Raw genomic sequence first — 26,723 nt, 5'->3', positions numbered from 1 at the left:
CCTTTGCAGGGCACAGAGCGGCGCAGCTATGAGCCGGGCCGCAGGGCCACGGACCAGCAGGACGCGCGATCCGCGCCCTGGGTGCGCATCCTGGCGCTCGCCGTCGCCCTGGCCTTGGCCGCCTACGCCCTGTTGGTGCTGCGTGAGGCGGACCGTCCGCGCCGTGAAGCCGAGGCCGCCCGCATCGAGGCTCTGGCGCTGGAGGCCCGCCTGGCCGCCTCTCAGGTCGAGGCCCAGGCGGATCGCGCCGCTCTGGCCCTGCGCGCCGGCGCGCGCGCACTGGCCCAGGCCCCCGGTCACCCCGCCGCCGCCCTGGATCAGGCCCGCGCCCTGGCCCCCGAAGCCGCCTTCATGATCCTGAGCCCCGAAGGCCGCGTCCTGGCCGCCAGCGGCGCACGGCTCTCCGCGCCAGCAATCGCCCTTCACGCCGTCCAGTTGGGCGACGACGGCCTGACCCAAAGCGTCACGGCAGCGGGCGGGACGGTGCTTCTGGCCCGCACGCCCCTGCCGTCGCTGAAGGCCACGCTGAAAGACGCCGCCCTGAGCGTCATGCCGTCCGGTCAGACTCAGGCCGAGCCGGGCCGCGCGGTCAAGGGGCCGGACGGTCGGGCGCAGTTGGCGGCCGTCGCCCCCATCGGCGACACGGGCCTGTCGGTCGTCGCCGCACTGCCGCACGCCCATGGCCTGGCCGCCTGGCTCGAAGACGCCTGGGTGCTGGCCGGCCCTCTGCTGCTGGTGGTGCTGATGCTGGCTGTGATCGCAGTGCAAAATTGGCGTCAGATGCGCGTCGGGCGGCGTTGGGTCGAAACCGAGCGACGCTTTCGCGTGGCGGTCGAGGCGGCGCGCTGCGGCGTTTGGGAATGGGACATCGGCCGCGGCGAAATGGTCCTGTCGGACTACATGGCCGCCTTGCTTGAGGTCGAGCACGGGTCGCGTCTGACGACGCAGGCGCTGATGGACCGGGTCCACCCTTCATATCGCGACGCCCTGCATCAGGCCTTGGACGAAGCGGCCCTGCATGGCGCCTTCGAGGCCGCCTTCCCCATACCCTTGAAGTCCGGCAGCATCCGCTGGATCGATGCACGCGGCCAGTCGCGCCAGCCGCGCCGCGACGGCGCCTTCGTCAGCCTGATGGGCGTTGCGCTGGACGTCACCGACGCCCGCCGCACCAAGGCCCAGGCCCAGGCCGCCGAGAGCCGCCTGCGCGACGCCATCGAAAGCGTGTCCGACGCCTTCGTCCTGTTCGACCGGCGCGGGCGGCTGATCCTGTGGAACCAGGGTTTCCAGGACGCCTTCGCCTTTCCGCCGGGCGTGGTGCGGCGCGGCGCCTTGAAGGACGAGCTGACGCGGATCGCCGCAGACGCCATCAAGACCGAACGGCCCTCCGTCGAGGGGCGCGCGGGCGTGCGCGAGGTCGAGTTGAAGGACGGTCGCTGGCTGCAGATGGCTGAACGGTTCACCGGCGACGGCGGCACGGTGGTCATCTGCGCCGACATCACCGTTGTGCGTCGCCAGGAGGCTGAACGCCGCCGCGCCGCCGACGAACTGCGCGCCATGGTCGAGGAACTGGAGGCCAGCCAGGACAAGCTGTCGCTGCTGGCGCGCAAATACGAGGTCGCCATGACCCGCGCCGAGGACGCCAACCGCGCCAAGTCCGAGTTCCTGGCCAATATGAGCCATGAACTGCGCACGCCGCTGAACGCCATCAACGGCTTCTCGGAAATCATGGCGGGCGAGATGTTCGGCCCCCTGGGCGACCATCGCTACAAGGGTTACGCCGCCGACATCCACGCCTCGGGCCAGCACCTGCTCAGCCTGATCAACGACATCCTGGACATGGCCAAGATCGAAGCCGGCAAACTGACGCTCCACTATGAAGTCGTGGCCCTGGACCAGCTGTGCGCCGACGCCGTGCGGCTGATGCGCGGCAAGGCGCTGGAATCACAACTGCGCCTCAGCCTGTCCTGCCCCGACGACCTTCGCGTGGAAGCCGATCAGCGCGGACTGAAGCAGGTGCTGCTGAACCTGATCTCAAACGCCGTGAAGTTCACCCCCGAAGGCGGCGCCGTAAAAGTCAGCGTCGTCCCGCTGAACAATGAGACGATGCGGATCGCCGTCGCGGACACCGGCATCGGCATCTCAGCGCAGGATCTGAGCCGTCTGGCTCAACCGTTTGAACAGGTCGAGGGCCAGCATTCCAAATCGACGCAGGGCACGGGACTGGGCCTCGCCCTGACCAAGTCCCTGATCGAGCTGCATCGCGGCCAGATGACGATCGACAGCGAACCTGGACGCGGCACCACGGTCTGGTTTGATCTGCCCGTGTGCGCTCCCGCAGGCGCTATGGCCCCGCTCGGCGCCCCGATTCAACGGGTTCAGCGGGCGGCCTGATCACCCGCCTGATCCTTGGCCTTTTCCGTCGCCTGCGGCGGCGGCGTCTGATTGCACTTCTCGCGCGATTTCGATTTGTGACGCGACAGAATGGGCGCCAAAGCCTTGCGGTTTTCCGGCGACAGGCGCCCCAGGGTCTCGACCGCCCCGGCTTCCAGACGGGCGCGTCCACGCATCTCGGACGCGCGAGAGCGTTCCAGTAAGGCTGCGACCGCCACCGCGTCGAAGCTGTCGGACGCCGTCAAGGCGATGGCCTCGCGTCGCGCCGCGCGCGAGTCCTCAAAGTCCGGTCGCGCCTGCAGGGCGTTGGCGCGCAGTTCGCCCTTCACCTGATCGCGCACGGCCGACGGCAGCGCCTCGACCACAGCCCAGACCGGTTCGCTGCGGCCCGGCTTGCGCCCCTCGGCCGCCTGTTCCGCCGCCTTGCGCGACAGCACCCAGGCGGTGCCCCCGCCGACCACGGCGAAGATATTCAAAGCGACCGACGCGGCCAGGGCGATCTTCAGACCCTTGTTCATGCTTATCTCCCCAGGCCTGCGGCCAGGATTTCTGCGTCGTCAGGCGCCGTCAGACTGGCCTGATAAAGCACGGTGTCGGCGCGGGTCTCGGCCGTCATCTGACCGGTCAGCACCATGCCGAAGGCCACGCCCGCACAGGCCGCCGCCGCCCAGCCTGCGCCCGACATCCAGGCCAGAGGCCCCAGCCCGCGCCGGCGTTGTCCCAGGCGCGCGCCCGCAGCATCGGCGATGACCCGCTCACGCAGCGCATGCGACGGCGCCTGGCGCGGCGCGGCGTCCAGGAAAGCGTCCACCAGGTCGGACTCGGTCAGCACGACACCGGCGCGCGGATCAGCGGCCATCAGCAGCCGCGCCGCCTCGCGCTCGGCCTCGGGCCAGCGTCGCAGGTCTGCGCCATAGGCGTCGGCCAGATACTCAAAACGTTCCAGGTTCATCGTCGTCATCTTCAGCCCCCTATCTCCCCATCGCCTTCGCAGCGCCATGCGGCGCCATGTCCGCGAGCGCCGTTCGCAACGCCCGTCGCCCGCGCGACAACAGGCTTTCCAGCGCCTCGACGCTGATCTCCATCAGGGCGGCCGCCTCGATATTGCCGAGCTCCTGATAGTGGCACAGGACGATAGCCTCGCGCTGGCGCTCAGGCAGGCGCGCCAGCGCGCGCTCAACCCGGACCCCGGTCTCGGCGGCCAACAGGCCCCGGTCCGGCGCCGGTCCGTCGTCGATTCCATCCGGCGGCATGTCCGTCGCGATCTCGCGCCGTCGCCGCAGCCGGTCATAGCAAAGGTTCAGGGCCACCCGATGCAGCCAGGTGTCGAAGCGCGCCTGCCCCGGCGTCCAGCGCGGCGCCTGTCGCCAGGCTCTGAGCATCGCTTCCTGGGCCACGTCCTCAGCCTCCGCCGCATCGCCCAGCATTCGCTGGGCGAGCGACAACATGCGCGGCAGCTTGCGCGCGACCATGGCCTGAACGGCTGCAGGATCGCCCGCGCCTACGCGCTTCACCAGGTCCTCGTCGGGGTCGGCGGTCTTCGCCAATCACGCCTCTTTGGTCGGCCGAGAAAAGGGCGAGCGGTCCATCCGCCGTCCCCGACATCACCTTACTCCGAAACCGGCGCCGAAGGCGACGCCGGGCGCGGCTCGCGCCTCTGACGCATCTCGGCGCGGCCCGCCTGCATGGCGGCGCGGCGCTCCTCCACCGTCAGCGTTCCATCGCGGTTCGCGTCCATGCGGACGAAGGCCTCGGTCGCCTTGCGTTCAACCTCGGCGATGGCGATGGGGAAGCGGTCAGCCTCGCCGCGCATGTCACGCCCGCCCATGCGCCCCTGTTCCGCGTCCCGGCGCGCATGGCCCCAACGGCCGCCGCGTTCACGACCATCCCCCCGCGCCTGCTGGCGGGGAGCCTCGAATTCGGCGCGGCTGACGGCGCCGTTCTTGTCCGCGTCCAGCCGATCGAACTGGGCGGCGCGACGTTCGGCGCGGCGCACCTGAGCATGCGCGCGCATCTCCTCGGCCGTGACCTGGCCGTCGCGGTTCGCATCTGCGGCGCGCAGCCGCTCGACGCGGCGCTGAACGAAGTCGGCCTGAGTGACCGGCTGGGCCATGCGCGCCTGGCGCTGGGGCGCCGTTCCGGGCGCCGTGGTCTGTGCGGCGGCAACCCCGCCCAGCGTCAACAGCAAGACGGAAACAGCGGCGGCGGCGAATGTGGTCTTCATCTCGATGGTCTCCTGGGGCGAAGCCGCCCCGAAAGCATCCCTGTCGAGAGATTGAACGCGATCCGGATCAGTTTCCGTCGCGGATAGGCGGCAGGACCGCATCGAACGCCCGCCGCGCCCGCATCCGCAGATCGATCAGGCGCGCTTTCAGCGTATCGAAATCGGGCGCGCCTACCGTGGCGGCCAGGCGCTTCTGAAAGCCTGACGGCTCCTGATCCGGGTCGTTCCTGTCCTCGAAGGCGCAGGCCGTCAGTTGCGACAACTGCTGATGCGTGCGCCAGCTTTCAGCCAGGATCGGGTCATCCTTCAGCGCCTCAAGCGTCGAGACGGTCAACGGTCGGCCAGCGGCGGCGGCCGTCAGCTGACGATACTGGCCGACGAACTCCGCATCCACCTGCGCGCCCGCCGACAGCTTCAGATCCCAGAACCCCTTGGCCCGTCGCTCGCGCTCCATCAGGTCGCGCATGGCGCGCACGTCATGCGCCGCATCGACGCCGGGGCGCGGCCGCCGCAGAGCCTCCTCCAGCACCGCCGTGACGCGCGGACCGAACGTCGCATCACTGGCCCAGACCACCCGGGCGCGCGTCAGGGCCATGAACTCCCATGTGTCCGCCTCTTCGGCGTAATAGGCCTGTAACGTCTCCAGCCGCACCGACACCGGCCCCTTGGAGCCGGTCGGCCGCAATCGCATGTCCACCTCATACAGACCGCCTTCGGCCGTATGAGCCGACAGGGCCGCGATGAGCCGCTGGGTGAAGCGGCCGTAGAAGGTCTCGGCGCTCCAGCCGCGCCCGGCGGAGATCGCCTCTGGCGGCGCCGCATAGACGGTCATCAGGTCCAGGTCCGATCCCGCCGTCATCTCACGCGACCCGGCCTTGCCCAGGGCCACCACGGCGACCGCGCCGTCGAAGGCCCCGCCCATTCGCTCAGCCTCGGCCAGGGCCGCTGGGGCCAGCCCCTTCATGCAGGCGTCGGCCAGGGAGGTGTAGGTCAGCCCGGCCTGCTCGGCCGTGGTCCGGCCGGTGACGACATGCATGCCGATGCGGAAGGTCTGTTCACGGTGCAGACGACGCACGGCGTTCATGGCCCCTTCGAAATCGCCGGCCTCATGCGCCTCGCGCACCACCTGATCGGCCAGGCCGGTGTCGGTGCCCAGGGCCGTCATGAAGCGCGCGTCCAGCACTCCGTCCAGGGCCTGCGGCTGACGCCCCAGCGCCCGCGCCAGTCGCGGCGCGAAGGCCATGACCCCGACCACCAGGTCGAACAGCTTGGGCTGGTTCAGGAACAGGGCCTGCACCTGCACCCCGGCGCTGAGGCCCGAGAAGAAGACGGCGAACCGGCGGAAGGCCGCGTCCGGCGCACCCGTCCTGGCCACCGCCGTCAGCAGTTGCGGCGCCAGGCGGGTGAACAGCTCGCGTCCCCGCGCCGTGCGCGTCGCCTGGATGCGGCCATGGTGCCAGCTGCGGATGGTGTCCGACACCGTGGCGGGCTCGGAAAAGCCCATGCGCGCCAGCGTCTCCAGCGTGCCGGGATCGTTCTCCACCCCCGTGAACACCAGGCTGCCGTAGGGCGAGGACAGGTCTTCGCCGCCCTCGAACAGTTCGCCATAGCGGGCGTTGACCCGCACCAGCAGGCGCTCGATTTCGGCATCGAAGGCGGCCAGATCGCCCTGCCCCGCCAGGGCCGCCACATCGGCGCGGCGTTCGGGATCGACGGGCAGGATGTGGGTCTGTTCGTCCGCCAGCATCTGCGCCCGATGCTCCAGCGCGCGCAACTCGACATAGGCGGCGTGCAGTTCGTCGCGCGCCTCGGGCGCGACGTGGCCGGCGGCGGCCAGGGCGTCCAGCGCCTCCAGGGTGCGCGGCGAGCGCAAGGACCGGTCGCGGCCGCCCAGGATCAGTTGCTGGGTCTGAACGTAGAATTCGATCTCGCGGATGCCGCCCCGACCCAGCTTCAGATTGGCGCCCGCCGCCTCCAGTCCTTCGCCGGTCTTATGAACGTGAATCTGCTTCTTGATCGACTGGATGTCGAGTACCGCCTGATAGTCCAGGCTGCGCCGCCAGATGTAAGGGACGAGCGCCTTCAGGAAGTCGGCGCCCTCGGCCGCATCCCCGGCGCAGACGCGGGCCTTGATGAAGGCCGCCCGCTCCCAGTTCTGGCCGACGGATTCATAGTAGGCCAGCGCCATCGGCGCCGCGACGACCGGCGGGGTCGACGACGGATCGGGCCGCAGCCGCAGATCGACCCGGAAGACGTAGCCGTCCGCCGTCCGCTCGGCCAACAGGGCCGTCAGCCCCTGCGCCAGGCGGTTGACGAAGCCCTGCATCTCCACGCCTTCAGACAGGGCGGTTTCCAGCGCTTCCGGCTCGTAGAAGAGCGACAGGTCGATGTCCGAGGAATAGTTCAGCTCGAACGCCCCGCCCTTGCCCATGGCCAGGACGAACAGGCCCGGAACCGGCCCGCGCGGATCGTCAGGCGCCGAGACCAGACGCCCGCGCCTGCGCCAATCGTCGGCCGTGATCCTCAGCGCCGCCCGCGCCGCCGCATCGGCGAAGCGCGACAGGGCGCTCGTCACCTGATCCAGATTCCAGACCCCGCCCAGATCGCACAGCGCCGTCAGCAGATGCAGTTCCGCCTTCAAATGACGCAGCGGCGCCTTGGCCTCGTCCGGCGCGCCGGTCAGGGCGTCGGTCGCCGCCAGAATCTCCGCCAGCCGCGCCTCGGGATCGCTCTCCAGCGTCAGCCGCAGCCGATCCGGCCAGCGGCGCGCCAAGCCCGCCAGATAGGGCGAGGCGGCGAAGACCGGCTCCAGCGCAGCCCAGGCCGCGTCCAGCGTCGCGCGCCAGCCGTCGGCGTCGGCCGCCTCGGCCAGCCGTTCATGCAGGCGCGCCGCCGCCTCGGCGTCGCGCACGGGACCGCACGGCTGCAACCGCGTCGCCAGAACCTGGTTCACGCCTCGGCCTCAAGCGCCCGGCTGGCGGCGGGCAGGATCAGAGCCACGCGCAGGCCCGGCCCGCGCCCGTCATAGACGCCCGGCCCCTCGTCCAGTTGGATGCGCCCGCCGTGGGCCTCGGCCACCGCCGTCACCAGCGACAGACCCAGGCCCGACCCCGGCTCGGTGCGGCTATTGTCCAGGCGGACGAAGCGTTGCAGCACGCGCTCGCGATCCTCGTCCGGTACGCCCGGCCCATTGTCAGTGACGGAAAACTCCACATCGCCCGACGAACGGCGGCGCGCGCGGAACATCACCGCCCCGCCCTCCGGCGTATATTTGATGGCGTTGTCGATCAGATTGGCGAGCGCCTGGGCCAGGAAGGGCTGGTTGCCCTCGATCATCAGCCCCTTCTCGATCTCGGCGGCGAACTCCAGCCCCTTGTCCTCGCCCGCCGGTTCGTAGAGCTCGGCCATGTCGGCGGCCAGATCAGCGGCGTCGAACATCTTGGGATCCGGCGCCCCGCCCGCCTGCAACCGGGCGATGGCCAGGACGGTGTTGAAGGTCTTGAGCAGGGCGTCCGCCTCGTCCAGCGCCACGCTGAGGGCGTCGACGCCCGAGGTCCGCCCCGCCTCGGCGTCGATCAGGGCGACTTCCATCTTGGCCTTCATCCGGTTCAGCGGGGTGCGCAGGTCATGGGCGATGGCGTCGCCCGCGTGGCGGATCGAGGCCATCGAGCCCTCCAGCCGGTCCAGCATCCCGTTCAGCCCCTCGGCCAGTTCGTCCAGCTCGTCGCCGGAGTGGCGGATCGGGACGCGCGTCTTCAAGTCGCCCTCCTGCACCGCCGCCACCACGCGGTTCAGACCGGCCATGGCGCGCTCGACGCCCCGGCTGATCCACAGTCCGCCGCCGACGCCCAGCACCAGCACCATGACCATGGCGCCCCACAGGGCCTGGGTCAGCCGCGCCAGATAGGCCTCTATGTCGCCGATGTCCTCGCCCACGAACAGGTGCTCGCCGCCGGACAGGGTCATCTCCACGCCGATGGCCCCGCGACGGCGCACGCGGCCGTCCTCGTCCGTATCGGTCAGGCGGAAGTCGTCCCAGCGCGCGGTCGACGGCGGCGCGTCTTCCCTGGGCGGATCCAGCGGCGATTCCGAGACATTGCCGGTAATGACCGAGCGGTCCGGCGCCATCAGCAGATAGAGGTAGGGCCCGCCCTTCAGCGTGCGTTCGACCAACACCTGATTCAGGGCGTCGCGGCCCCGCGTGCGATAGACGGCCGTCAGCCCCTCGACCTCGGCCTTGACGCTGGCCTCCGCCCGCGCCCGCGCCTCGGACGCCGAGGCGAAATAGACATAGGCCAGGACCGCACTGGCCGTCGCCACGAACAGCGCTAGGAACAGCAGCGTCAGCCGGAAAGGCGTCCGTCGAAAGAGCGAGGGCAGCTTCACTTCAGCTTTCTCCCTCCCCTTCATGGGGAGGGAGGTCGCGCAGCGACCGGGTGGGGAGGGCTTCAAGCGCGCCCATTATCCCCGCCATCACGCCGTCCAGATCATCGCGAACGGCGGCGTTGTCGAATCTCAGCGTCGTGAACCCTTCGCCTGCCAGCACCGCGTCTCTCACCCTGTCCCTGTTCGCCCGCGCCTCGACCGTGTGGGTGACGCCGTCCACCTCTATGACCAAGCGCTGGTCAAAACAGACGAAGTCGAGATAATAGCCGCGAAATGGCGCCTGCCGCCGAAAATGAAACCCTTGAGCGCGCAACAGCTTCAATTGCACCCACAGACGCGCCTCGGGTGGCGTCAGCGCCTTTCGCATGGCGCGGGCTCGAGCGATGATCGCCATGATTTGCAAGCCCTCCCCACCCGACCGGCTGCGCCGGCCACCCTCCCCATGAAGGGGAGGGAGAAAGATTGCGCGCCTTACGCCTCCAGCCGGTACCCCGCACCGCGCACGGTCTGCAGCATGGCCCTGTCGAAACCCTTGTCGATCTTGGAGCGCAGGCGGCTGATGTGCACGTCGATGACGTTGGTCTGAGGGTCGAAGTGGTACTCCCAGACCTTCTCCAGCAGCATGGTGCGCGTGACCGACTGGCCCGCGTGGCGCATCAGGAACTCCAGCAGCTGGAACTCGCGCGGCTGCAGGTCGATCTCCTGGCCGTCGCGGTGGACGGTGCGGGCGATCAGGTTCATCTCCAGGTCGCCGACCTTGAGCACGGTCTGGACCCCGCCCGTCTCGCGGCGGCGCGACAGGGCCTCGACCCGCGCGACCAGTTCGGCCAGGGCATAGGGCTTGACCAGATAGTCGTCGGCGCCCGCCTTCAGACCCGTGACGCGGTCCTCGACCTCGCCCAGGGCGGACAGGAACAGGACCGGCGTCTGGTCGCCGCCCTTGCGGATGGTCTCGACCATGCCGACACCGTCCAGGCGCGGCATCATGCGGTCCACGACATAGACGTCGTAGCCGCCCTTCTGCGACTCAAGCAGGCCGAAGGCGCCGTCCACCGCATGGGTGACTTCGTGCCCGGCCTCGCTCAGGCCGCGCACCATGGCGGTCGCGGCTTCAGCGTCGTCCTCAACCACCAGAATACGCATGCAGCCTCCCAAAAAAGATTCGGCGGCGATGTTAGCGCATCGCCGCCGATCCCGTGAGTTACGCCTTATTCAGACTTGGCGAAGGGCAGAACCGTCGAGGTATTGCCCGCCGGTGTCCGGATCAGCAGGAAGACCCCCGGCCGTCCCGCCGTCCGTGCCGCATCAACGGCCGCCTTCAGATCCGCTTCCGAGCGGACCACACGGTTGTTGGCGCGCTGGATTACGAAGCCGGGGCGCATTCCGAGTTTGCCCGCCTCCGAACGAGGCGCCACGGCGGTGAGAACGACGCCCTCAGTGCCGTCGGGGATGGAATAGCGCTGACGCAGGGCCGCAGTGATCGGCGTCACCGTCATGCCCTCGATCGACTGGCCGACAGCCGCGCCGTCCTCGCCCGGTTGCTGAGCGCCCGAATCCTGGCCGCCGTTCAGTTCGGCTTCCGACGGACGGGTGCCCGCGCGGATGTTCAACGTCTGGCGCTTGCCGTCGCGCAGAACTTCCAGCCGCAGCGTGTCGCCGGGCTTGGCGCGGGCCACGCGGCGTGTCAGTTCGGTCGAGCTGTCGACCGCATCGCCGTTCACGCTGACGACCACATCGCCGATCTGCATCCCGCCACGTTCGCCAGGGGCGCCGGCCGTCACCTCGGCGACATAGGCGCCCTTGGTGTCTTCATTCAGCCCCAGGGCGGCGGCCGCCTCCTTGGACAGGGTCTGGATCTGCACGCCCAGATAGCCGCGCTCGACGCTTTCGCCGCGCATAAGCTTGTCGGTGACAGCCTTGGCCGTGCTGGCCGGGATGGCGAAGCCGATGCCGACCGAGCCGCCCGACGGCGAGAAGATCGCCGTGTTCACCCCGATCACGCGGCCATAGATGTCGAAGGTCGGCCCGCCCGAGTTGCCCCGGTTGATGGCCGCGTCGATCTGCAGATATTCGTTGTAGCCGACCGGGTCGATGTCGCGCGACTTGGCCGAAACGATGCCCGCCGTCGCCGTGCCGCCCAGGCCGAAGGGGTTGCCCACGGCGATGACCCAGTCGCCGACGCGCGGCTCGGCGCTTTCTTCAAAGCTGACGAAGGGGAAGGCCGACCCCTCGACCTTGATGACCGCCAGGTCGGTGCCCTCGTCGCGGCCGATCAGCTTGCCCTTCAACTCACGGCCGTCGCTGAACTTGACGCTGATCTCCTCGGCGTTCTCGACGACGTGGTTGTTGGTGACGATGAAGCCGTCGGCCGAGATCAGGAAGCCCGAACCGGCGCCCATCGCCGTGGTCGAGTTATCTTCCTCACCCTCGCCCGAGCCGCCCGGCGCGCCGGGGATGGGCACGGCGCCGAAGCCGGGAATCTGGAACACGCCGCCGCGCGGACGCTGGACGCGGGTCTTCACGTCGATCTGCACCACGGCGGGGGCGACCTGCTGGAAGATGTCGGCGAAGCTGAGCGGCGCGCCCTGCGGCGGGGCGAAGGCCAAGGCTCCGGCCCCGGCCGAGGGAACCAGCTGTCCGACCTTGGCGGCGGGCGCGGCTTCGGCGCCCGGCCAGGTGATGACCCCGCCCGCCGTCGCGGCGGCGGCGAAGGTCAGGCCGACAGCGGCCCCCAGAATGAACTCCTTGCGTTTCAGCATCGTCGTCCTTGCAGTCTCTACTGGCGGATACGGAAAAGCTCCGTTCGCCCATGGATATAGGGCGTTACGGCTCAAGCCAATGCACGCCGTCGCGATGATTGTTCCTGATCGTCGTTCGCGGTGTGGCGCGTCTGCGTCAGGAAGGCGGCAAAAGGCTTTCCAAACGCACAGGAGCCAGCCCCTTCTCCCCGTTCACCCCGGCGGACGCCGGGGCTCAGTGAGAACATCATCCGCCACGTTTACACCCAAAGACCTGGATCCCGGCGGCCGCCGGGATGAGCGGGAGATAGGGCGTAGCTCAGCGCCCCGCTTCGTCGTCCGCCGTCAGGGCGGCCAGGGCGCGTTCTTCTTCCGGCGTCAGGGGCGCGGCCTCGCCCGCACTGCGCCGACGCGCCCGCAGGACCAGCACCACGCCCGCCCCCGCCGCTAGGGCGAAGGGGCCGAACCACAACAGCCAGGTGCCGATCCGCAGCGGCGGCTTGAACAGCACATAGTCGCCGTAGCGGCGCAGCAGGTCGGCCTTGATCTCGTCGTCGGTCTTTCCGGCGGCGATCTGTTCGCGCACCAGACCGCGCAGGTCGGCGGCGATGCCGGCCGGGCTGTCGGCGATGGATTCGTGCTGGCAGACGACGCAGCGGATGTCGCCGAACAGGGCGCGGGCGCGGGCCTCCTGGGCCGGATCGGCCAGGGGCAGGTCAGGCGCAGGCGGCGGCTCAGCCAGCGCGGGCGCGGCGGCGCCGGCCAGCAAGACGGCGGCGAACAGGGCGGCGGCGCGCCTCACGCCTGCGCCTCGACTGGCTCGCTCGGCTGGGCGGCCTTCTTCACGCGCGAACCCGCCCCGACGCGCAGGCGCCGGTCCAGCAGGGAGATCAGCCCGCCCAGCGCCATCAACGCCGGTCCCAGGAAGATCAGCCGCGCCCACGGGTTGTAATAGATGCGCACGATCCAGGCGCGCTCCCCCGTATCCGTCGCCGCGCGGTCGCCCATGACCGCGTAAACGTCGTCTAGGCCGCGGAAGTCGAGGCCGACCTCGGTCGTCGTCTGGCCGCCCGCCGGGAAGAAGCGGCGCTCGGCGGTGATGACGCGCTCGGGCGCGCGGCCGTCGACCGGCATGATGGTCAGACGGCCCTGCTCGGCCAGATAGTTCGGCCCCTCGATGACCTGAACCGCGTCCAGCCGCGCCTTCCACGGTCCGGCGGCGACTTCACCGCCCAGCGGCAGGGCGAGCGCAGCCTCGGCCTTGAAACTGGTCTCGACCACGGCCCCCAGGATGAAGACGCCCAGACCGGCGTGGGCCAGCGCCATGCCCCAGGCGCCCAGCGGCAGGCCCTTGGCGCGGCGCAGCGTCTCAGCCAAGGGCGCGCGGAAGGCTTTGGTGCGCACGCCCAGCTCCGCCAGCGCCCCGCCGATCAGCCAGGCGCCGACGCCCAGCCCTGCGGCGGCCAGCGCCTTCTTCGGCTCGAACAGGAAGAAGGCGGCGAAGGCGGCGGCGATGGCCAGGGCGGCGGCCAGCCACAGGCGCTGCAGGGCGCCTTTCAGATCGCCCCGCTTCCAGGCCAACAGCGGCCCGGCGGGCAGGATCAGACAGGCGACGATCATCAACGGGTTGAAGACGGCGTTGAAATAGGGCGGGCCGACCGAAATGGTCGCCCCCGTCACGCCTTCCAGAATGAGCGGATACAGGGTGCCCAACAGCACCGTGGCCGCCGCCGCCGTCAGGAACAGGTTGTTCAGCACCAGCGCGCCTTCACGACTGACCGGGGCGAAGGCGGCGCCCGAGCGGATGGCCGGGGCGCGCAAGGCGAACAGGATGAAGGCCGCGCCCGCCGCCACGCCCAGGATGGCCAGCAACATCATCCCCCGCTGGGGATCGACGGCGAAGGCGTGGACGGAGGTCAGCACGCCCGAGCGCACCAGGAAGGCGCCCAGCATGGAGAAGGTGAAGGCCAGAATCGCCAGAAAGACCGTCCAGCCCGCCAGCGCCCCGCGCCGCTCTGTCACAATGGCCGAGTGCAGCAGGGCCGCGCCCGCCAGCCACGGCATGAAGCTGGCGTTCTCGACCGGATCCCAGAACCACCAGCCGCCCCAGCCCAGTTCGTAATAGGCCCAAAAGGAGCCCAGGGCGATGCCGACGGTGAGCAGGGCCCAGGACGCCAGCGCCCACGGCCGCACCCAGCGGCCCCACGCCGGATCGACGCGCTTCTCGATCAGGGCGGCGACCGCCAGCGAGAAGCAGACCGAAAAGCCGACATAGCCGCCGTAGAGCAGCGGCGGGTGCACCGCCAGCGCCGGATCCTGCAGCAGGGGGTTCAGCGACGCGCCCTGCACCGGCGCCGGATCCAGCCGGAAGAAGGGGTTGGAGGTGAAGGCGGCGAAGGCCAGGAACAGGCTCGACAGGGCCGCCTGCACGGCCACGGCCGAGGTCTTCAGCCCGAACGGCAGGCCGCGCGCCAACGCCAGCGCCCCGCCGAAGACCGTCATCACCAGACACCACAGCAGCAGGGAGCCTTCATGGCTGCCCCAGGCGGCGGCGACCTTGTAGAAGACCGGCTTGTCGGTGTGGCTGTTCATGGCCACGTTCGACACCGAGAAGTCCGACACCACGAAGGCGTAGATCAGGGCGGCGAAGGCCAGGGCGATCGCCGCGGCCGAGGCCAGCATGGCGCCGCCCCCCGCCCCGGCCAGCACCGGGCTGAACCGCAGACGGCCCGCCGTGGTCAGCGCCAGGCTGAGCACCGACAGCACCAGCGCCAGGATCAGGGCGAAGGCGCCCAGTTCGACGATCAAGGCTCAGGCCCCCTGCTGCACGGTTGCGGCGGCGGGCGCGGCCTCGTCGCCCTCGGGCCGCCACTCGCCCTTTTCCTTCAGCCGGTCGGCGACTTCGCGCGGCATATAGGTCTCGTCGTGCTTGGCCAGCACCTGGCTGGCCTCGAAGGTGCGGTCGGGGCGGAAGGCGCCCTGCGCCACAATGCCCTGCCCCTCGCGGAACAGGTCGGGCAGATCGCCGTGATAGATCACCTGCGCCGTCGCCCCGTTGTCGGTGACGACGAAGACGACCGAGCCGTCGGCGGCCTTGTGCACGCTGCCCGCCTCGACCAGACCGCCCAGACGGATCATCTGACCGGCCGGAACCTTCTGCGGCGTCACCTCCGAGGGGGAGTAGAAGAAGGTCACATTGTCCTTCATCGCCCACAGCGACAGGCCGACGGCCAGCGCCAGCACCGGCGCCGCAGCGATGACGACCCACAGGCGGCGGCGCGCCTTGGGCGATTTGGGCAACCAGCTCATGTCGGCGATCCGGGGACGGCGGAAAACACCACCGCGTATAGGGCGAGGTTAAGGTCGGGCCAACGGCTCATCGGACGGCCTCGGCCAGGCGGTTCTGCAGGTCGGCGCGGCGCGGATCCGACGGCGCCAGCACGGCGATCAACGGCGTCCACATGGCCTCGGCTTCGGCCCGGTCGCCGCGCGCCAGGGCGGCCTCGCCCAGATAGAAGCGCGCGCCCAACTGGTCGGGATCCAGCTTGACCGCCTGGCGGAAGGCCGCCTCGGCGTCGCCGTCGACCACGCCGTCATTGGCCCGCACCAGGCTTTCGCCCAGCCGCGCCCAGCTCTGGGCGTCGTCCGGCTGGATGGCCAGGGCGCGGCGGAAGGCCGAGGCCGCGCCGATGGGGTCGCCCGCCTCGAACCGGGCGGCGCCCAGCATGGTCAGGGCCAGACGGTCGTCGGGTCGATCCTTGACCACCTGCCCCAGCACGGCCGCGACCTGCGCCGGCTCCAGCGCCTCAGGCGTCGAGGCCCATTCGCGCACGCGGGTCTCATAGGCCTGATCCTTCATGCCGGGCGCGCCGAAGACGACATAGAGGCCCAGCGACGCGGCGGCGGCCGCTCCGATCCCGCCCAGCACCCAATAGCGGTCGGCCGAGCGCGACACCGGACGGCGATCCGCGCGGTGGGCGGCCAGCAGGCGACGGCCCGCTTCGGCTCGCGCGGCGGTCCAGCTCGCCTCGTCCAGCAGGCCCCGCGCCTTCAGCCGGTCCAGCTCGGCCAGTTCGCGCGCGCCCGCGTCGCGATCCGCCACGCTCTCGGCCTCCGCCCCGCGTCGCGCGGCGGACAGCACCGCCAGGCCCGCCAGCGCCGTCGCCAGGGCCGTCATGATCCAGAAGATCGTCATGGCCGCCGCTGTAGCGGATCAGGCGGCCGGAGGCGAGGCGCGCGACGCCGCACCTGCGTTGGAACCTGCAATAGCCAATCGCCGCCGCACCGTGCGCGAAGCGTCCCGCGCTCCGAGCAGGCCCAGAAGTTCGGCGGTCAGTCCGATGCGCTTGCGCGCCACGACCTCATCCGTGGCCCGGCCGTCGTTCAACCGCTCGATCGCCTCATCCGCCCAGGTCGCCAACCGCCCGGTCAGGGCCTCGGCCGTCTGGCGGCGCTCGGCTTCACAGCCGAACACCGCAGTGATGTCGCGCACCTGCCCCGTCAGCGCCAAAAGCGCACGCGCCTTCGCCGCCGCCTGCAGGTCCGGCGCCTGATCCAGACGCGGGGTAGGCCGCGTCATCCGTCCCGCCAAAGCCGTCCGTTCGACCGGCAGAACCGCGTCGACCGCCTTCTCCGCTGCGGCGAAATGCTCGGACAGGCGCAGCGCTATTTTCAGGCGCGCCTGACGCACGGCCTTGGCCCGGACGCTGTCGGTTCCAAGCGACAGTGCGACATCAATCTCGGCCAGGGTTTCAGCGCACCAGTTCAGCCCGGCCGCCAGCCGCCTATGCTCATTCTCATCTGCGACGGGGTTGAGTGCGACGACCTCGGCGGCGCGCTGCGCCAAGGCCGACACGACCCGATCGATCAATCGATCCGCTTCCTCACGCCCAGTCGCCGCCTCGCGCCCTGACGCGCCGATCAAGCTGAGCACACGCAACATCAGCCGCGCGTCCGGCATATGGGCGAAGACAATCTCAAGCAGCCGCTCGACGCCGCCCGGACCAACCGCCGAAGCCTGCCGCAAAGCCAGCTTCAGTTCCGCCAGCTCGGCGACGCCCGGCCGTCCGATCCAAGCCGGCAGATACGGCAGCGCCCGCCGCATCACCGGCGCCAGATCCAGACAGGCCGCCATGGTCTCGACCCGCTCCGGCCCGACGTCCGGCCAGACCACGTCCGACGCATCGCGCAGCACCACGGCGGCGCTGTGGCACAGGCGGTCGGCGACCATGCGCGACAGGTCGTCGTCGCGATCCAGCTGAGGCAGCAGCTCAGGCTCGCCGCGCGTCGCCGCGCGCCACAGCCGCACCAGGAGGTCCGCCGGAAAATCCAGCCCGCCCAGCCCGTCTTCACGCGGATGAAACAACGGGGCCAGAGGCCCGAAAGCGACATCGCGACGACGACGGTCCAGCAACTCGACCTCGACCATTTCGCGCATCGCGCCCGCCCGGTCGCCCGCCATCGCTCCCGCCAGCCCCAGCAGCTGCGACAGGATCCGGTCCGGACACCGTTCGATCAAATGGGCCAAGGCGGCCCTCTGGACGCCCGACAGGTCCGCCATCCCGGCTCCTTCGACCGAACTGATTCCCGGCCAAGACGCTGAGGGTGCCCCGTCGCGGGTTAACAGGGGATTTTGGGACGTGTGCGATAGCAGGGGCAGGATCGCTCGCCCTTCGCCAGTGACGTCTCCCCCGATCTATAAGCGAACCTCGTTTCGCGTCTCTTGCAGCCGGATTGCAAACCAGCAGAATGCCTCTGTCTCGAGGTGTGATGGGCTGCAGGTCTGATGAAACCGGCCGTGTTGATGGTGGATGTCGATGGCGTCGTGGTTCGTCACCCCGATCCATCAGGATGGTCCGCTCGTATTGAAGAGGATCTGGGTATTCCGCGCCAAGCGCTGCAAGACCGCTTCTTCAAGCCGTGGTGGGACGACGTCGTTCATGGCCGCGCAACGCTGCGGGACCGATTGGCGCCCGCGCTCGCGGACGTCGCGCCGCATGTCAGCTGTGATCAGCTGATCCGCTACTGGTTCGAAGGCGACGCCCATCTGGACGAGGCCCTGCTGCTGCAACTGGCTGAGGTCCGGGCGTCAGGCGTGCCGCTGCACCTGGCGACCGTTCAGGAGCATGAACGCGCGTCCTATCTGTGGGATACGCTCAAGCTTCGCGACCGGTTTGACGACATGCACTACGCCGCACAGCTTGGCGTTTCGAAACCGTCACAGGATTTCTATGCAGCGGTAGAGCAACGCGTGGATTTGCCCGCGTCGGCAATCGCCTTCATCGACGACATTGCAAAAAATGTCGAAGCCGCGCGTGCGCGCGGGTGGAATGCCGCGCTTTGGACCCCCGGCGCCACACTCAGCACGCTCATTCCAGAACTGAGCGATTAGCTGCAGCATCCGTCAATGTCAGCTTTCGACCCTTAGCGGGCGCTGTCTTGGACCGTTATCGGGGTGTTGGGGCGCCGTCGGTTGCGGTCTGCGCGGCCAGACGCGCTTCCTCGGCAGCACGGGTAGATACAGCGAGCACCCTCCTGATGCTGTCGGGTATGAGGGCGTGATTGAAAGGCTCGCGTGTCGGCTGTTCGCCCCGTCGCATCATGGTCTGGGTGCCGTAGATCTGGGGCTGCCCCACCGCTTGAAGATATCGGTCCAGCGTCGCCGCCGCGAGCCAGGGCGATTCAGTCGATCTCTCGCCCAACGCCGCAACGGCAAGTGTGTGAGCCATCAGATAGTCCTCTGGCGTGTCCCCGTGCTGAAACACCAGCGCGGCGGAGTAGAAGTCCGTCGCTGTCCGCAGCGCGCCGGCCTCAAGGAGCGAACGCACCTGCTGACGACGGACTGCGTCAGCCGCGTGAATGCGGAGAGCTCCTTCCCGGCCACCGGCCAGGACTGCGGCAAGATCCTGCCGCACGACTTGGTCCGCAGCCAAAATTGCTGCCATTTCGGGGTTGTCAGAAACCGGGTCCGGATCTTGCGATAGCACAGGCGTTGCAAGCGCCATCACCATCACCGTCGCTATCAGAATCCGCTTCATTCTGGTCTCCAGCTTCGGCGAGAAGCCTGAACAGGAGCAGCGGCATCATCAAATGAACAAAAATTTAGACCAACATTGACGATCGGTTGTCCGCCTTCCACCCATTGCGGACATAAGCTCTGGACTGCAAGCTGACCCCATAGGAACGAAATTCAGCGCTGAAGATGCGTGCGCCTACGAAGCTCTAGATCGCCTCTTGTTTCGTCAGTGGGATCCCATTGGTGTTTCGGACATGGAAGGGTGGGCTGAAGATGAATATCGAGCCTATCTGCCCGAATTCTGGAGGTTGGTGCGATCCGGTTCTACAGAAACACAGATCGCCGAATATCTCTCAGAAATCGAACGTGATCAGATCGAGTTCGAAACCAGCGACGAGCACAGGCTGGACATCGCGCGAAAAGCTATCGCCTTGGTCGCAACTTGGCGCCTAGCGGTTCGCCCTTAGCGAAGGGCCCTACGCGCTTTACGCCCTCACCCCTCCGCCGCGGGTAGTTCCAGCACCACCTTCAGGCCGCCCATGTCGCTGTCGGCCAGGGTGACGCGGCCGCCGTAGGCGCGGGTCAGTTCGTCGACGATCGACAGGCCCAGGCCCAGGCCCGTGCCGGGCGTGTCCTCATCCATGCGCGTGCCGCGTTTCAGGGCGGTGTCGCGCTGGTCGGCGGGCAGGCCGGGGCCGTCGTCCTCGACCACGGCGATCATCTGGCCCGGCGTCGATGGTCCGGCCGAGATACGCACCCGGCGCTTGCACCATTTGGCGGCGTTCTCCAGCAGGTTGCCGAAGATTTCCTGCAGATCCTGCCGCTCGCCCAGGAAGGCCAGATCGTCCGGAGCACGCCAGTCGATCTCGACGCCCTTGGTCTCGAACACCCGCTCCAGCATGACCGCCAGCTCATCCAGAACCTCGCTGACGTCGGTGCGTTCGCCCAGGCCGTGGGCGGCGCGAGCGGCGGCGCGAGCGCGGCGCAGGTGGTGATCGACCTGATCCTGCATCACCTTGGTCTGACGGCGCACCAGATCGGGCAGCGCGCCCTGCTGGCCGTTGGCCTCGGCCAGCATGACCGCCAGCGGAGTCTTCAACGCGTGGGCCAGATTGCCGACGTGGGTACGCTGACGCTCGACGGTCTCCTGATTGTGGGCCAGCAGGCGGTTGACCTGCTCGGCCAGGGGCTGGATTTCCAGCGGATAGTCGCCCTCGACCCGATGCGTGCGGCCTTGGCGGACGTTGGAAATCTCGTCGCCCAGATCGAACAGCGGGCGCAGACCCACCCGCACCTGGATAAAGACCGCCGAGACCAGTCCTGCCCCCAGCAGCAGCATGGCGATCCACGTCACCGTGGCGAACTGGCGGGTGTCGGCGTCGACGTCCGAACGATCGATACCGGCGAAGAAGACCACCGGCCGCTGGCGATCCGGCAATTGCTTCATACTGGCGGCGATACGCAGAGGCTCGCCCTTGGGGCCGTCTTCAGCGTTGTAGCTGATGGTCTGGCCGAAGGCCGACCGCAGTCGCTCGGCCAACTCGGGACCGTAGTCCAGTTCGGCCTGGCCCAGTGAAGCGGACCGCGCCAGGACGTGCAGCCTGCCGTCGCGCCCCGGCTCAGCGACCATCCAGTATTTGCCGGACAGCAGACGCTGGGTGCGGGCGTCCTGGATCTCGCCGACGAAGACCTCCCCCTCGGGCGTGATGACGGAGGCGACCACGGCCTCGTCAATGGTGTCGCCTAGGGTGTTGCTCAGCCGGCGCAAGGCCGCCTCCTGGAACACCGACGTCAGCACCACCGCCGCCACCGCCAGGCCAATCAGGATCCACGCCGCCGCCAACCAGATCAGCCGCCGCGTCAGCGACCGACCGGGGCGGCCGAACCAACGGGCCCATTCGCGCCTGACGGGCGGCAGGGACGCCGCGTCCTCGCCCCCAAGGTCGGTGATGGGCTCGATCATGGAAGGACGATCAGGCAGCGTCGCTTTCACCGGCCAACGGCGACAGGCGATAGCCCAGGCCGCGCACCGTCTCGATCCGGTCCGAACCGATCTTCTTTCTCAGGCGCCCGACGAAAACCTCGATGGTGTTGGAATCTCGATCGAAGTCCTGATCATACAGGTGCTCGACCAGTTCGGTCCGGCTGATAACCCGGCCCTGATGCATCATCAGATAGTGCAGCAGCCGGTATTCCAGCGACGTCAGCCGCAGCGGCTCGCCGTTGACCGTCGCCCGCGCCGCGCGCGGGTCCAGCCTCAGGCCGCCGCACGTCAGGGTCGCCGCCGCATGGCCGGCCGAACGGCGCAGCAGGGCGCGCAGGCGAGCCAGCAGTTCCTCGGTGTGGAACGGCTTGGTCAGATAATCGTCGGCCCCCGCGTCAAAGCCCGCCACCTTGTCCGACCAGGCGCCGCGCGCCGTCAGGATCAGCACCGGCGTCGCCTTGCCCTCGCGCCGCCAGCGTTCCAGAACCGAGACCCCGTCGATCTTGGGCAGACCGAGGTCCAGCACCACCACGTCATAGGGTTCGGTATCGCCCAGAAACCAGGCCTCCTCGCCGTCCGGGGCATGGTCCACGGCGTATCCGGCGTCGCTCAGGGCCGTCTTCAACTGGCGCGACAGATCGACGTCGTCCTCGACAAGCAGCACCCGCATTCAGTCGTCTCCGCGAACCCGGCCGGACTGGCCGTCAACCTGTATGTCCGACACGCGTCCGCCCGGGTACTCCCAACGCACCACATAGTCGCCGCCGCGCTCGCGTACGCCCAGCATCCGACCAGGTCGGCCCGACTGGACGCGGCGGGCGATGTCGCCGGGATCGGCGCGAGGGGCCGAGCGAGGCGCATCCCGCAGCCCCTGGCCCGGATAGCTCCGGGGTTCCTCGCGACGATCCTGGAAGCGATCGTCGTTGCTATCCCGGTCGCGGCCGCGCGACTGGGCCGCCGCGCCCGTCAACGGGACGATGGCGATCAGGCCGGCCAGCAGGAGGGCTCGAATACGCATCATGGTTTGTCTTCTAGACAGGGGCCTCTGAACGGGGGCTGAACGTGCAGTCTATCGCCGTTCACCCGCACAAGGAACGCTCGCGCAGGGATTCTCCGTCGCTGTCGCCCCGGCGCCGCAGGACGAATTCATCAGCCGCCCGTCATGACGAAAGTCTCATGCTGATGAACGCTGTCTGAAACGCGCCGTTCAGATGCGGCTCAGGCCCGGGGTGGTCTTGTGGCGTCAACGCAGCCCGATCCGGTTGCGAAGAACCGAAGGAGCAAGATCATGAAAAACCTGCTGATCCCCGCCCTGGCCGTCACGGTCGCCTCGACCGCCCTGCCCGCCGCGGCTCAATCCTATGATCGCCACGGTCCCTCGCGAGGTCACGGCTACGAGCAGAACTACGGCGGTTGGCAATCGATCAACCAGCGCAAGTACAACCTGGATCGCCGCATCGACCAGGGTCTGCGTAACCGCCAGCTCAGCTACCGCGAGGCATCGCGCCTGAAGGACCAGCTGAACGGACTGGTTCGTCTGGAACGCAGCTATCAGCGCGGCGGCCTGACTCGCTGGGAGCGCCAGGATCTGGATCGCCGCTATGACCGTCTGTCGGCCGGCATCCGCTATGAGCGCCGCGACCACAACGACCGCCGCCACTGACGGCGGCATGGAATCAGGGCTCCATCCCTCCCTGTCAGGGGCTCTGCCGAGGGCGCGATCCGCAAGGGTCGCGCCCTTTTCCTATGCCGGTTCGATCACCGTGATCTCGGGCCAGCGCCCGCGCGCATTGGCGATCGCCTTGTCCCAGCCCTTGGCCAGACCCCGCGTCGGATTGGGGCGGATCACCATGTCGAATACGTCCTCCAGCCCGAACGGCGCGACCACGCTGAGGGCGTCGTCCTTCTCCAACCGCACCCCGACCGCAAACGCCGGCGCCACGAACCGAGCCGGCGCTTCATCGGTACTGGTCAGGGCCTCGTATGGTTCGCCGAATTTGCCTTCGAACCATATGTGGACCCGCGCCTGATTGCGTACCTCGACCCGCTCGCGCACCGGCGCGTCGAAAGCAGCCGCGACCCGCTTGATCACCGCATCCTCCGCGGCCCAGGAGGTGTCAGGGTCGAAATAGCCAATGTCGTAGTCCTTGACGCCATAGCCTGGGGCGCGTCCCGTCCGGGCGTTCCACACGCCCTGATAGACCGCCCCCGAGAACAGCCGCCAATCCGGCAGATCCAGTTCTCGCACCACGGTCAGGACTTGCATCACGTCCGCATCCGCGCGGATGATGTCGATCAGTCGGGTCTCAAGGTTCATGGACGATCCATGGGGCATGGGATTTCAGCGCAAGGGCCAGCCGTGATCCAGCGGGCCGTGCCCCTGGCCCAGTCCCGGCGCGCGGCGGATAGCCTCGGCGACGTAAGCCCAGGCCTCGGCCACGGCGGTCTGCAGCGGCAGGCCCTTGGCGATCCCCGCAGCGCATGCGCTGGCCAGGGTGCAGCCGGTCCCATGCGTATGACGTGTATCGACCCGCTCGCTCTCGAGCACCGTCTCGCCGTTCGCGGTCAGCAGCAGATCGACGACCGTCTCGCCGGGCACATGGCCGCCCTTCATCAGCACCGCCCGCGCGCCCATCGCCAGCAGGGCCTCGCCGGCTCGTCGCTGTCCGTCCAGATCGGCCACGGCGATCCCTGTCAGGGTTTCGGCTTCGGGCGCATTGGGGGTCAAAAGGGCCGCGCGCGGCACCATCAGCCGCCGGACCGCTTCAACCGCACGGTCCTCCAGCAACGGCGAGCCGCCCTTGGCGATCATCACGGGGTCCACCACCGTCGGCGTGTTGCCGGCATAGTCGATCAGTTCCGCGACCGTCTCGACCACCTCGATCGAGCCCAGCATGCCGGTCTTCAGGGCATCGGCTCCGATGTCGTCCAACACCGCCTTGGCCTGGGCCTCGATGACCTCCAGCGGCAAGGCATGGACGCCGTGAACGCCCAGGGTGTTCTGGATTGTGATCGCCGTGATCGCCGTAGCGGCGAACCCGCCCAGCATGGTCACGGCCTTGATGTCGGCCTGCACGCCCGCTCCGCCGCCGGAGTCCGAGCCCGCCAGGATCAGCACGCGCCCGCGCCCGCCCTCCTTCACCAGATCCGCATCCTGGGTCATCAGTGGGCCCCCGAGAAGAGCTTCAGCCCGACGATGCCGGCCACGATCAACAGGATGCAGACAGCCCGCACCGCCGTCGCCGGCTCGCCATAGACCACGATCCCGACCACAGCCGCGCCAACCGCACCGATGCCGGTCCAGACCGCATAGGCCGTGCCCACCGGCAACTTCTGCGTGGCGGCCCACAGGCCCACCATGCTGGCGGCCAGGGCCACGGCCACGCCCAATGAGATCAGCGGTCTCTGAACACCGACATATTTGACGCCGGAGGCCCAGCCCACCTCAAACAGGCCCGCAACCACAAGCACCAACCACGGATTGATAGACAGAAGCCAGGACATGACGGCTGCATGGCCGATGGCGGCGCCTCAGACAAGACAGAACCGTCTTCTTGCCCAGCCCCGACTGCCCCCTCAAAAGAGGGCTGAAGATCGAACTTTGATACTCAGACCAAAAAATAATGCACGTCGTTCTTAAGGAAAGAGCAGACGGATTTGGTAGAATTCAGCAAGTCCGATGCAAAGATCGCGATCTGATGAGCTTCGTCACACGAATTTCATGGTAAGGATGGGTACATGGAAGCACCTTTGGTGAAGACTGGAATGTTGATCCGTCGGCCGACCGACGAAGTCTATCAGGCCTTCACCGAGCCAGGGGTGACGTCATGGTTCTGGTTCACCCATGCGGACCGGCGCCTGACGCCAGGCGCCCACGTTACCTGGACATGGGGCATGTACGGCGTCGTCAGCCGACTGCTGGTCAAGGCGTTGGAGCCGAACCGCCGCATCCTGATTGAATGGGATCTGGACGAGATTCCCACCGAGGTCGAATGGACATTCGATGATCGTGGAGTCGCGACCTGGGTCGAAATCACCAATCGCGGCTTCGCAACCTCCGATTCAGGCGTAAAGGCCGCTCTCGAAGCGATGGAAGGCTTCACCCTTGTCCTCGCCGGGGCCAAGCTCTGGCTGGAACGAGCCATCGAGCCGTCCTTCATCATCGACCGCTTTCCCGATCAGGTCGCAGCCGCCTGGAAGCCCGAGGTTTAAGCCGACCGCCTGCCTGGGCCGCGCTCTTCCCTCTTGGCGAAGTCTCGCTCCTACCGTACCAGTGAACGCCGGTATCAGGGAATGATGACATGAACCTGCGTATGGTCTTCGTGGCCTTGGGCGTTCTTATGACGGCCGCCTGCGCGGCTACGCCAAAGGACATCAGCGTTTCTTCCTCGTCTGATATCGGCCTTGTAGTCATCGAGGTGGAGCCGACCGAAGACTTGCGCGCTCACGCCCAGTACAATCTCGGCGTCATGGCGTTCGACCCCGCCACCGGCAAGATCACCGCCAACTTCTTCGGCGGCTGGGCAGGCATTGATCCCCAGTCCGCCGCAGTCAGCGAGCGATCCTACCTGGTCGGACAGGCCAAACCCGGAGTCTATGCGATTGCCGATTTGCGGATCAGCCAATGGGGCGTCTGCTACAACAACGGCACGGTTCGTTTCGACGTCCGGCCAGGCGAAGTCGTCTTCGTCGGTCGCTACAACCCCAACACCAGCCTGACGGAGTTGCAAGAAGCGACGAGAGACGGCCGGGTTCCGCGTCAGGCCATGCAGAACCAGTTCTTCTACCTGTTCGATACGCCGCGGCCGGACCTCACCCCGCCAGACCGGGTCGAAGGCTGGCGCGACAATGTTCGCGCCTATCTGTCCGCCAACTTCCCCAATGTCTCGGCCCCCATCACCCAGGCCGTTCATACGCCCGCCGTGTTCGGAACCGGCCGGTCTCTGGACGGGACTATCAAGCTGTGCGGCGGCTATTACGCCAAAGGCCGCGACCAGGCGGAGCCGGCCGCCGCGTCCGCGACGTCAACGCCGGACTGAGAACAGGTCAGCCACCGCGGCCTGGACCTTCAGCGCCTGGACCGTCTCGCGCACGTCGTGGACCCGAACCATCCTTGCCCCACGGCGCGCCCCCTCCATCGCCAAAGCCAAGGAGCCGCCCAGCCGGTCGGTCGCGGTGACGGCCGTCTCGTCCACACCCTGGATTAGCCGCTTGCGGCTGGCGGCGTAGAGAACGGGAAAGCCCAGATCGACCAGGGCGTCCAACCGCGCCGTCAGCGTCAGATTATGCGCCGTCGTCTTGGCGAAGCCGATGCCGGGGTCCAGCCAGATCTTCTCGCGCGCCACGCCCGCCGCCATGGCCGCCTCGACCCGCGCCGCCAGATGCGCCATGACCTCGGCCGTGACGTCATCATAACGCGGGTCGTCCTGCATCGTCTTGGGCGCGCCCTTCATATGCATCAGCACCACCTCACAGCCCAACTCGGCGGCGGTCGCCAGACTGTCGGGCGCATGGCTCAGGGCCGTCACGTCGTTCCACATCGTCGCCCCGGCGGCGACGGCGGCGCGGGCGACGCCGGGCTTCATGGTGTCGATGCTGATCCGGCCGTCCCAACGCGCGCGGATGGCGGCGATCAGCGGCGCGACGCGAACGATCTCTTCGGCTTCATCGACCGGGTCCGAGCCGGGCCGCGTGCTTTCGCCCCCGATGTCCAGCACATCGGCGCCCCGGTCGATCAACCTCATCGCATGCGCCAGGGCGGCCTCGATCGTGGCGTGCCGCCCGCCGTCGGAAAAGCTGTCCGGCGTGACGTTGACGATGCCCATGACGAGCGGCGGCTTCACGAGGGATTGATGGGTCATGCGACATCGACTCCAGAGAGCGCGGTTTGACTTTCACCGCGCCTGGGTCCAGCCTCTAAAGGCAATGGAACGCTTCGTCAGCCAGGCTCGACGCCTCACCCACGCGGGACGCCGCGTCGAAGGC

Annotated in this window: 28 protein-coding genes; 6 read left to right on the top strand and 22 right to left on the bottom strand. The window is 68.5% G+C overall.

The annotated features are described in order from the left end of the window. Positions 1-3 precede the first annotated feature (3 nt). Entirely contained in the window at positions 4-2,391 is a 2,388-nt protein-coding gene (locus tag EGK63_RS16950; protein ID WP_125900614.1) for an ATP-binding protein, read from the top strand. Here the strand turns inward: EGK63_RS16950 and EGK63_RS07295 are convergent. The 14 genes from EGK63_RS07295 to EGK63_RS07230 form a co-directional block, all read right to left on the bottom strand. After that, positions 2,376-2,909 carry a periplasmic heavy metal sensor gene (locus tag EGK63_RS07295; protein ID WP_243637610.1) on the bottom strand — a complete coding sequence of 178 codons (534 nt, stop codon included), beginning with the start codon at positions 2,907-2,909 and terminating at the stop codon, positions 2,376-2,378. The two genes, EGK63_RS16950 and EGK63_RS07295, sit on opposite strands and share 16 nt — an antisense overlap. Before the next feature lie 2 nt (positions 2,910-2,911). Next, entirely contained in the window at positions 2,912-3,352 is a 441-nt protein-coding gene (locus EGK63_RS07290; RefSeq protein WP_125900613.1) for a hypothetical protein, read from the bottom strand. Between the two features lie 10 nt (positions 3,353-3,362). Continuing rightward, complete coding sequence (locus tag EGK63_RS07285) at positions 3,363-3,938, bottom strand: RNA polymerase sigma factor (RefSeq protein WP_125900612.1); 576 nt, start codon at positions 3,936-3,938, stop codon at positions 3,363-3,365. Positions 3,939-4,000: 62 nt separating this feature from the next. Beyond that, positions 4,001-4,615, bottom strand: a complete 615-nt coding sequence (locus EGK63_RS07280; RefSeq protein ID WP_165906552.1) for an EF-hand domain-containing protein — start codon at positions 4,613-4,615, stop codon at positions 4,001-4,003. 67 nt (positions 4,616-4,682) lie between these two features. Next, complete coding sequence (locus EGK63_RS07275) at positions 4,683-7,568, bottom strand: bifunctional [glutamine synthetase] adenylyltransferase/[glutamine synthetase]-adenylyl-L-tyrosine phosphorylase (RefSeq protein ID WP_125900610.1); 2,886 nt, start codon at positions 7,566-7,568, stop codon at positions 4,683-4,685. After that, positions 7,565-9,001, bottom strand: a complete 1,437-nt coding sequence (locus tag EGK63_RS07270) for a HAMP domain-containing sensor histidine kinase (protein ID WP_125900609.1) — start codon at positions 8,999-9,001, stop codon at positions 7,565-7,567. The genes EGK63_RS07275 and EGK63_RS07270 overlap by 4 nt, the downstream gene beginning before the upstream one ends. A gap of 1 nt (position 9,002) precedes the next feature. Then, complete coding sequence (locus EGK63_RS07265; protein ID WP_125900608.1) at positions 9,003-9,395, bottom strand: endonuclease domain-containing protein; 393 nt, start codon at positions 9,393-9,395, stop codon at positions 9,003-9,005. Positions 9,396-9,472: 77 nt separating this feature from the next. Then, positions 9,473-10,144: a response regulator transcription factor gene (locus EGK63_RS07260; RefSeq protein WP_125900607.1), complete on the bottom strand. Its 672-nt coding sequence runs from the start codon at positions 10,142-10,144 to the stop codon at positions 9,473-9,475. 65 nt (positions 10,145-10,209) lie between these two features. Then, positions 10,210-11,760 carry a Do family serine endopeptidase gene (locus EGK63_RS07255; protein ID WP_125900606.1) on the bottom strand — a complete coding sequence of 517 codons (1,551 nt, stop codon included), beginning with the start codon at positions 11,758-11,760 and terminating at the stop codon, positions 10,210-10,212. Positions 11,761-12,058: 298 nt separating this feature from the next. Next, entirely contained in the window at positions 12,059-12,541 is a 483-nt protein-coding gene (locus EGK63_RS07250) for a cytochrome c-type biogenesis protein (protein ID WP_125900605.1), read from the bottom strand. Further along, positions 12,538-14,547, bottom strand: a complete 2,010-nt coding sequence (locus tag EGK63_RS07245; protein WP_125900604.1) for a heme lyase CcmF/NrfE family subunit — start codon at positions 14,545-14,547, stop codon at positions 12,538-12,540. Before EGK63_RS07245 ends, EGK63_RS07250 begins: the two co-directional genes overlap by 4 nt. 3 nt (positions 14,548-14,550) lie before the next feature. Then, complete coding sequence (ccmE, locus tag EGK63_RS07240) at positions 14,551-15,048, bottom strand: cytochrome c maturation protein CcmE (protein WP_046651689.1); 498 nt, start codon at positions 15,046-15,048, stop codon at positions 14,551-14,553. 67 nt (positions 15,049-15,115) lie between these two features. Continuing rightward, positions 15,116-15,934, bottom strand: coding sequence for a c-type cytochrome biogenesis protein CcmI (gene ccmI / locus EGK63_RS07235; RefSeq protein WP_125900603.1), 819 nt, complete (start codon positions 15,932-15,934; stop codon positions 15,116-15,118). Positions 15,935-15,952: 18 nt separating this feature from the next. Next, the gene (locus EGK63_RS07230) at positions 15,953-17,299 is read right to left on the bottom strand and encodes a hypothetical protein (RefSeq protein ID WP_125900602.1); all 1,347 of its coding nucleotides are present in this window, start codon (positions 17,297-17,299) and stop codon (positions 15,953-15,955) included. Between the two features lie 225 nt (positions 17,300-17,524). On the opposite strand from EGK63_RS07230, the gene EGK63_RS07225 reads away from it, so the two are divergent. Beyond that, positions 17,525-18,130 (top strand): HAD-IA family hydrolase, encoded by a 606-nt coding sequence (locus tag EGK63_RS07225; protein WP_125900601.1) that lies wholly within the window; start codon positions 17,525-17,527, stop codon positions 18,128-18,130. 55 nt (positions 18,131-18,185) lie between these two features. On the opposite strand, the gene EGK63_RS07220 is transcribed toward EGK63_RS07225, so the two are convergent. After that, a complete protein-coding gene (locus tag EGK63_RS07220; protein WP_125900600.1) occupies positions 18,186-18,776 on the bottom strand; it encodes a hypothetical protein in 591 nt (196 codons plus the stop codon). Positions 18,777-18,972: 196 nt separating this feature from the next. On the opposite strand from EGK63_RS07220, the gene EGK63_RS07215 reads away from it, so the two are divergent. After that, positions 18,973-19,221, top strand: a complete 249-nt coding sequence (locus tag EGK63_RS07215; protein WP_125900599.1) for a hypothetical protein — start codon at positions 18,973-18,975, stop codon at positions 19,219-19,221. 26 nt (positions 19,222-19,247) lie between these two features. Here EGK63_RS07215 and EGK63_RS07210 read toward each other — a convergent pair whose 3' ends face one another. The 3 genes from EGK63_RS07210 to EGK63_RS07200 are packed head-to-tail and all read right to left on the bottom strand — an operon-like array spanning position 19,248 to position 21,759. Continuing rightward, complete coding sequence (locus tag EGK63_RS07210; protein ID WP_243637609.1) at positions 19,248-20,717, bottom strand: sensor histidine kinase; 1,470 nt, start codon at positions 20,715-20,717, stop codon at positions 19,248-19,250. 10 nt (positions 20,718-20,727) lie between these two features. Next, a complete protein-coding gene (locus tag EGK63_RS07205) occupies positions 20,728-21,408 on the bottom strand; it encodes a response regulator transcription factor (RefSeq protein ID WP_125900598.1) in 681 nt (226 codons plus the stop codon). Beyond that, positions 21,409-21,759, bottom strand: coding sequence for a hypothetical protein (locus EGK63_RS07200; RefSeq protein ID WP_125900597.1), 351 nt, complete (start codon positions 21,757-21,759; stop codon positions 21,409-21,411). A 267-nt stretch (positions 21,760-22,026) separates the two neighbouring features. On the opposite strand from EGK63_RS07200, the gene EGK63_RS07195 reads away from it, so the two are divergent. Continuing rightward, positions 22,027-22,401, top strand: coding sequence for a hypothetical protein (locus tag EGK63_RS07195; RefSeq protein WP_125900596.1), 375 nt, complete (start codon positions 22,027-22,029; stop codon positions 22,399-22,401). A gap of 81 nt (positions 22,402-22,482) precedes the next feature. On the opposite strand, the gene EGK63_RS07190 is transcribed toward EGK63_RS07195, so the two are convergent. Genes EGK63_RS07190 through EGK63_RS07180 form a run of 3 tightly spaced genes read right to left on the bottom strand, consistent with a single transcriptional unit; the run spans position 22,483 to position 24,242 of the window. Further along, entirely contained in the window at positions 22,483-23,055 is a 573-nt protein-coding gene (locus EGK63_RS07190; RefSeq protein ID WP_125900595.1) for a nucleotidyltransferase family protein, read from the bottom strand. 24 nt (positions 23,056-23,079) lie between these two features. Then, entirely contained in the window at positions 23,080-23,901 is an 822-nt protein-coding gene (gene thiD / locus EGK63_RS07185) for a bifunctional hydroxymethylpyrimidine kinase/phosphomethylpyrimidine kinase (protein WP_125900594.1), read from the bottom strand. Beyond that, on the bottom strand, positions 23,901-24,242 hold the full coding sequence (locus EGK63_RS07180; protein WP_125900593.1) for a multidrug efflux SMR transporter: 342 nt from the start codon (positions 24,240-24,242) through the stop codon (positions 23,901-23,903). The genes thiD and EGK63_RS07180 overlap by 1 nt, the downstream gene beginning before the upstream one ends. A 261-nt stretch (positions 24,243-24,503) precedes the next feature. Here EGK63_RS07180 and EGK63_RS07175 point away from each other — a divergent pair, with 261 nt between their 5' ends. Both EGK63_RS07175 and EGK63_RS07170 read left to right on the top strand, forming a co-directional pair. After that, complete coding sequence (locus EGK63_RS07175) at positions 24,504-24,950, top strand: SRPBCC domain-containing protein (RefSeq protein WP_125900592.1); 447 nt, start codon at positions 24,504-24,506, stop codon at positions 24,948-24,950. Positions 24,951-25,039: 89 nt separating this feature from the next. After that, the gene (locus EGK63_RS07170) at positions 25,040-25,777 is read left to right on the top strand and encodes a hypothetical protein (RefSeq protein ID WP_125900591.1); all 738 of its coding nucleotides are present in this window, start codon (positions 25,040-25,042) and stop codon (positions 25,775-25,777) included. Here the strand turns inward: EGK63_RS07170 and folP are convergent. Then, a complete protein-coding gene (folP, locus tag EGK63_RS07165) occupies positions 25,763-26,599 on the bottom strand; it encodes a dihydropteroate synthase (protein ID WP_125900590.1) in 837 nt (278 codons plus the stop codon). The genes EGK63_RS07170 and folP overlap by 15 nt on opposite strands. Between the last annotated feature and the right edge of the window lie 124 nt (positions 26,600-26,723).

This window comes from Brevundimonas sp. 357, assembly GCF_003938605.1.
In the GTDB taxonomy this organism is placed as follows: Bacteria; Pseudomonadota; Alphaproteobacteria; order Caulobacterales; family Caulobacteraceae; genus Brevundimonas.
This window is presented reverse-complemented; position numbering and strand designations above follow the sequence as displayed.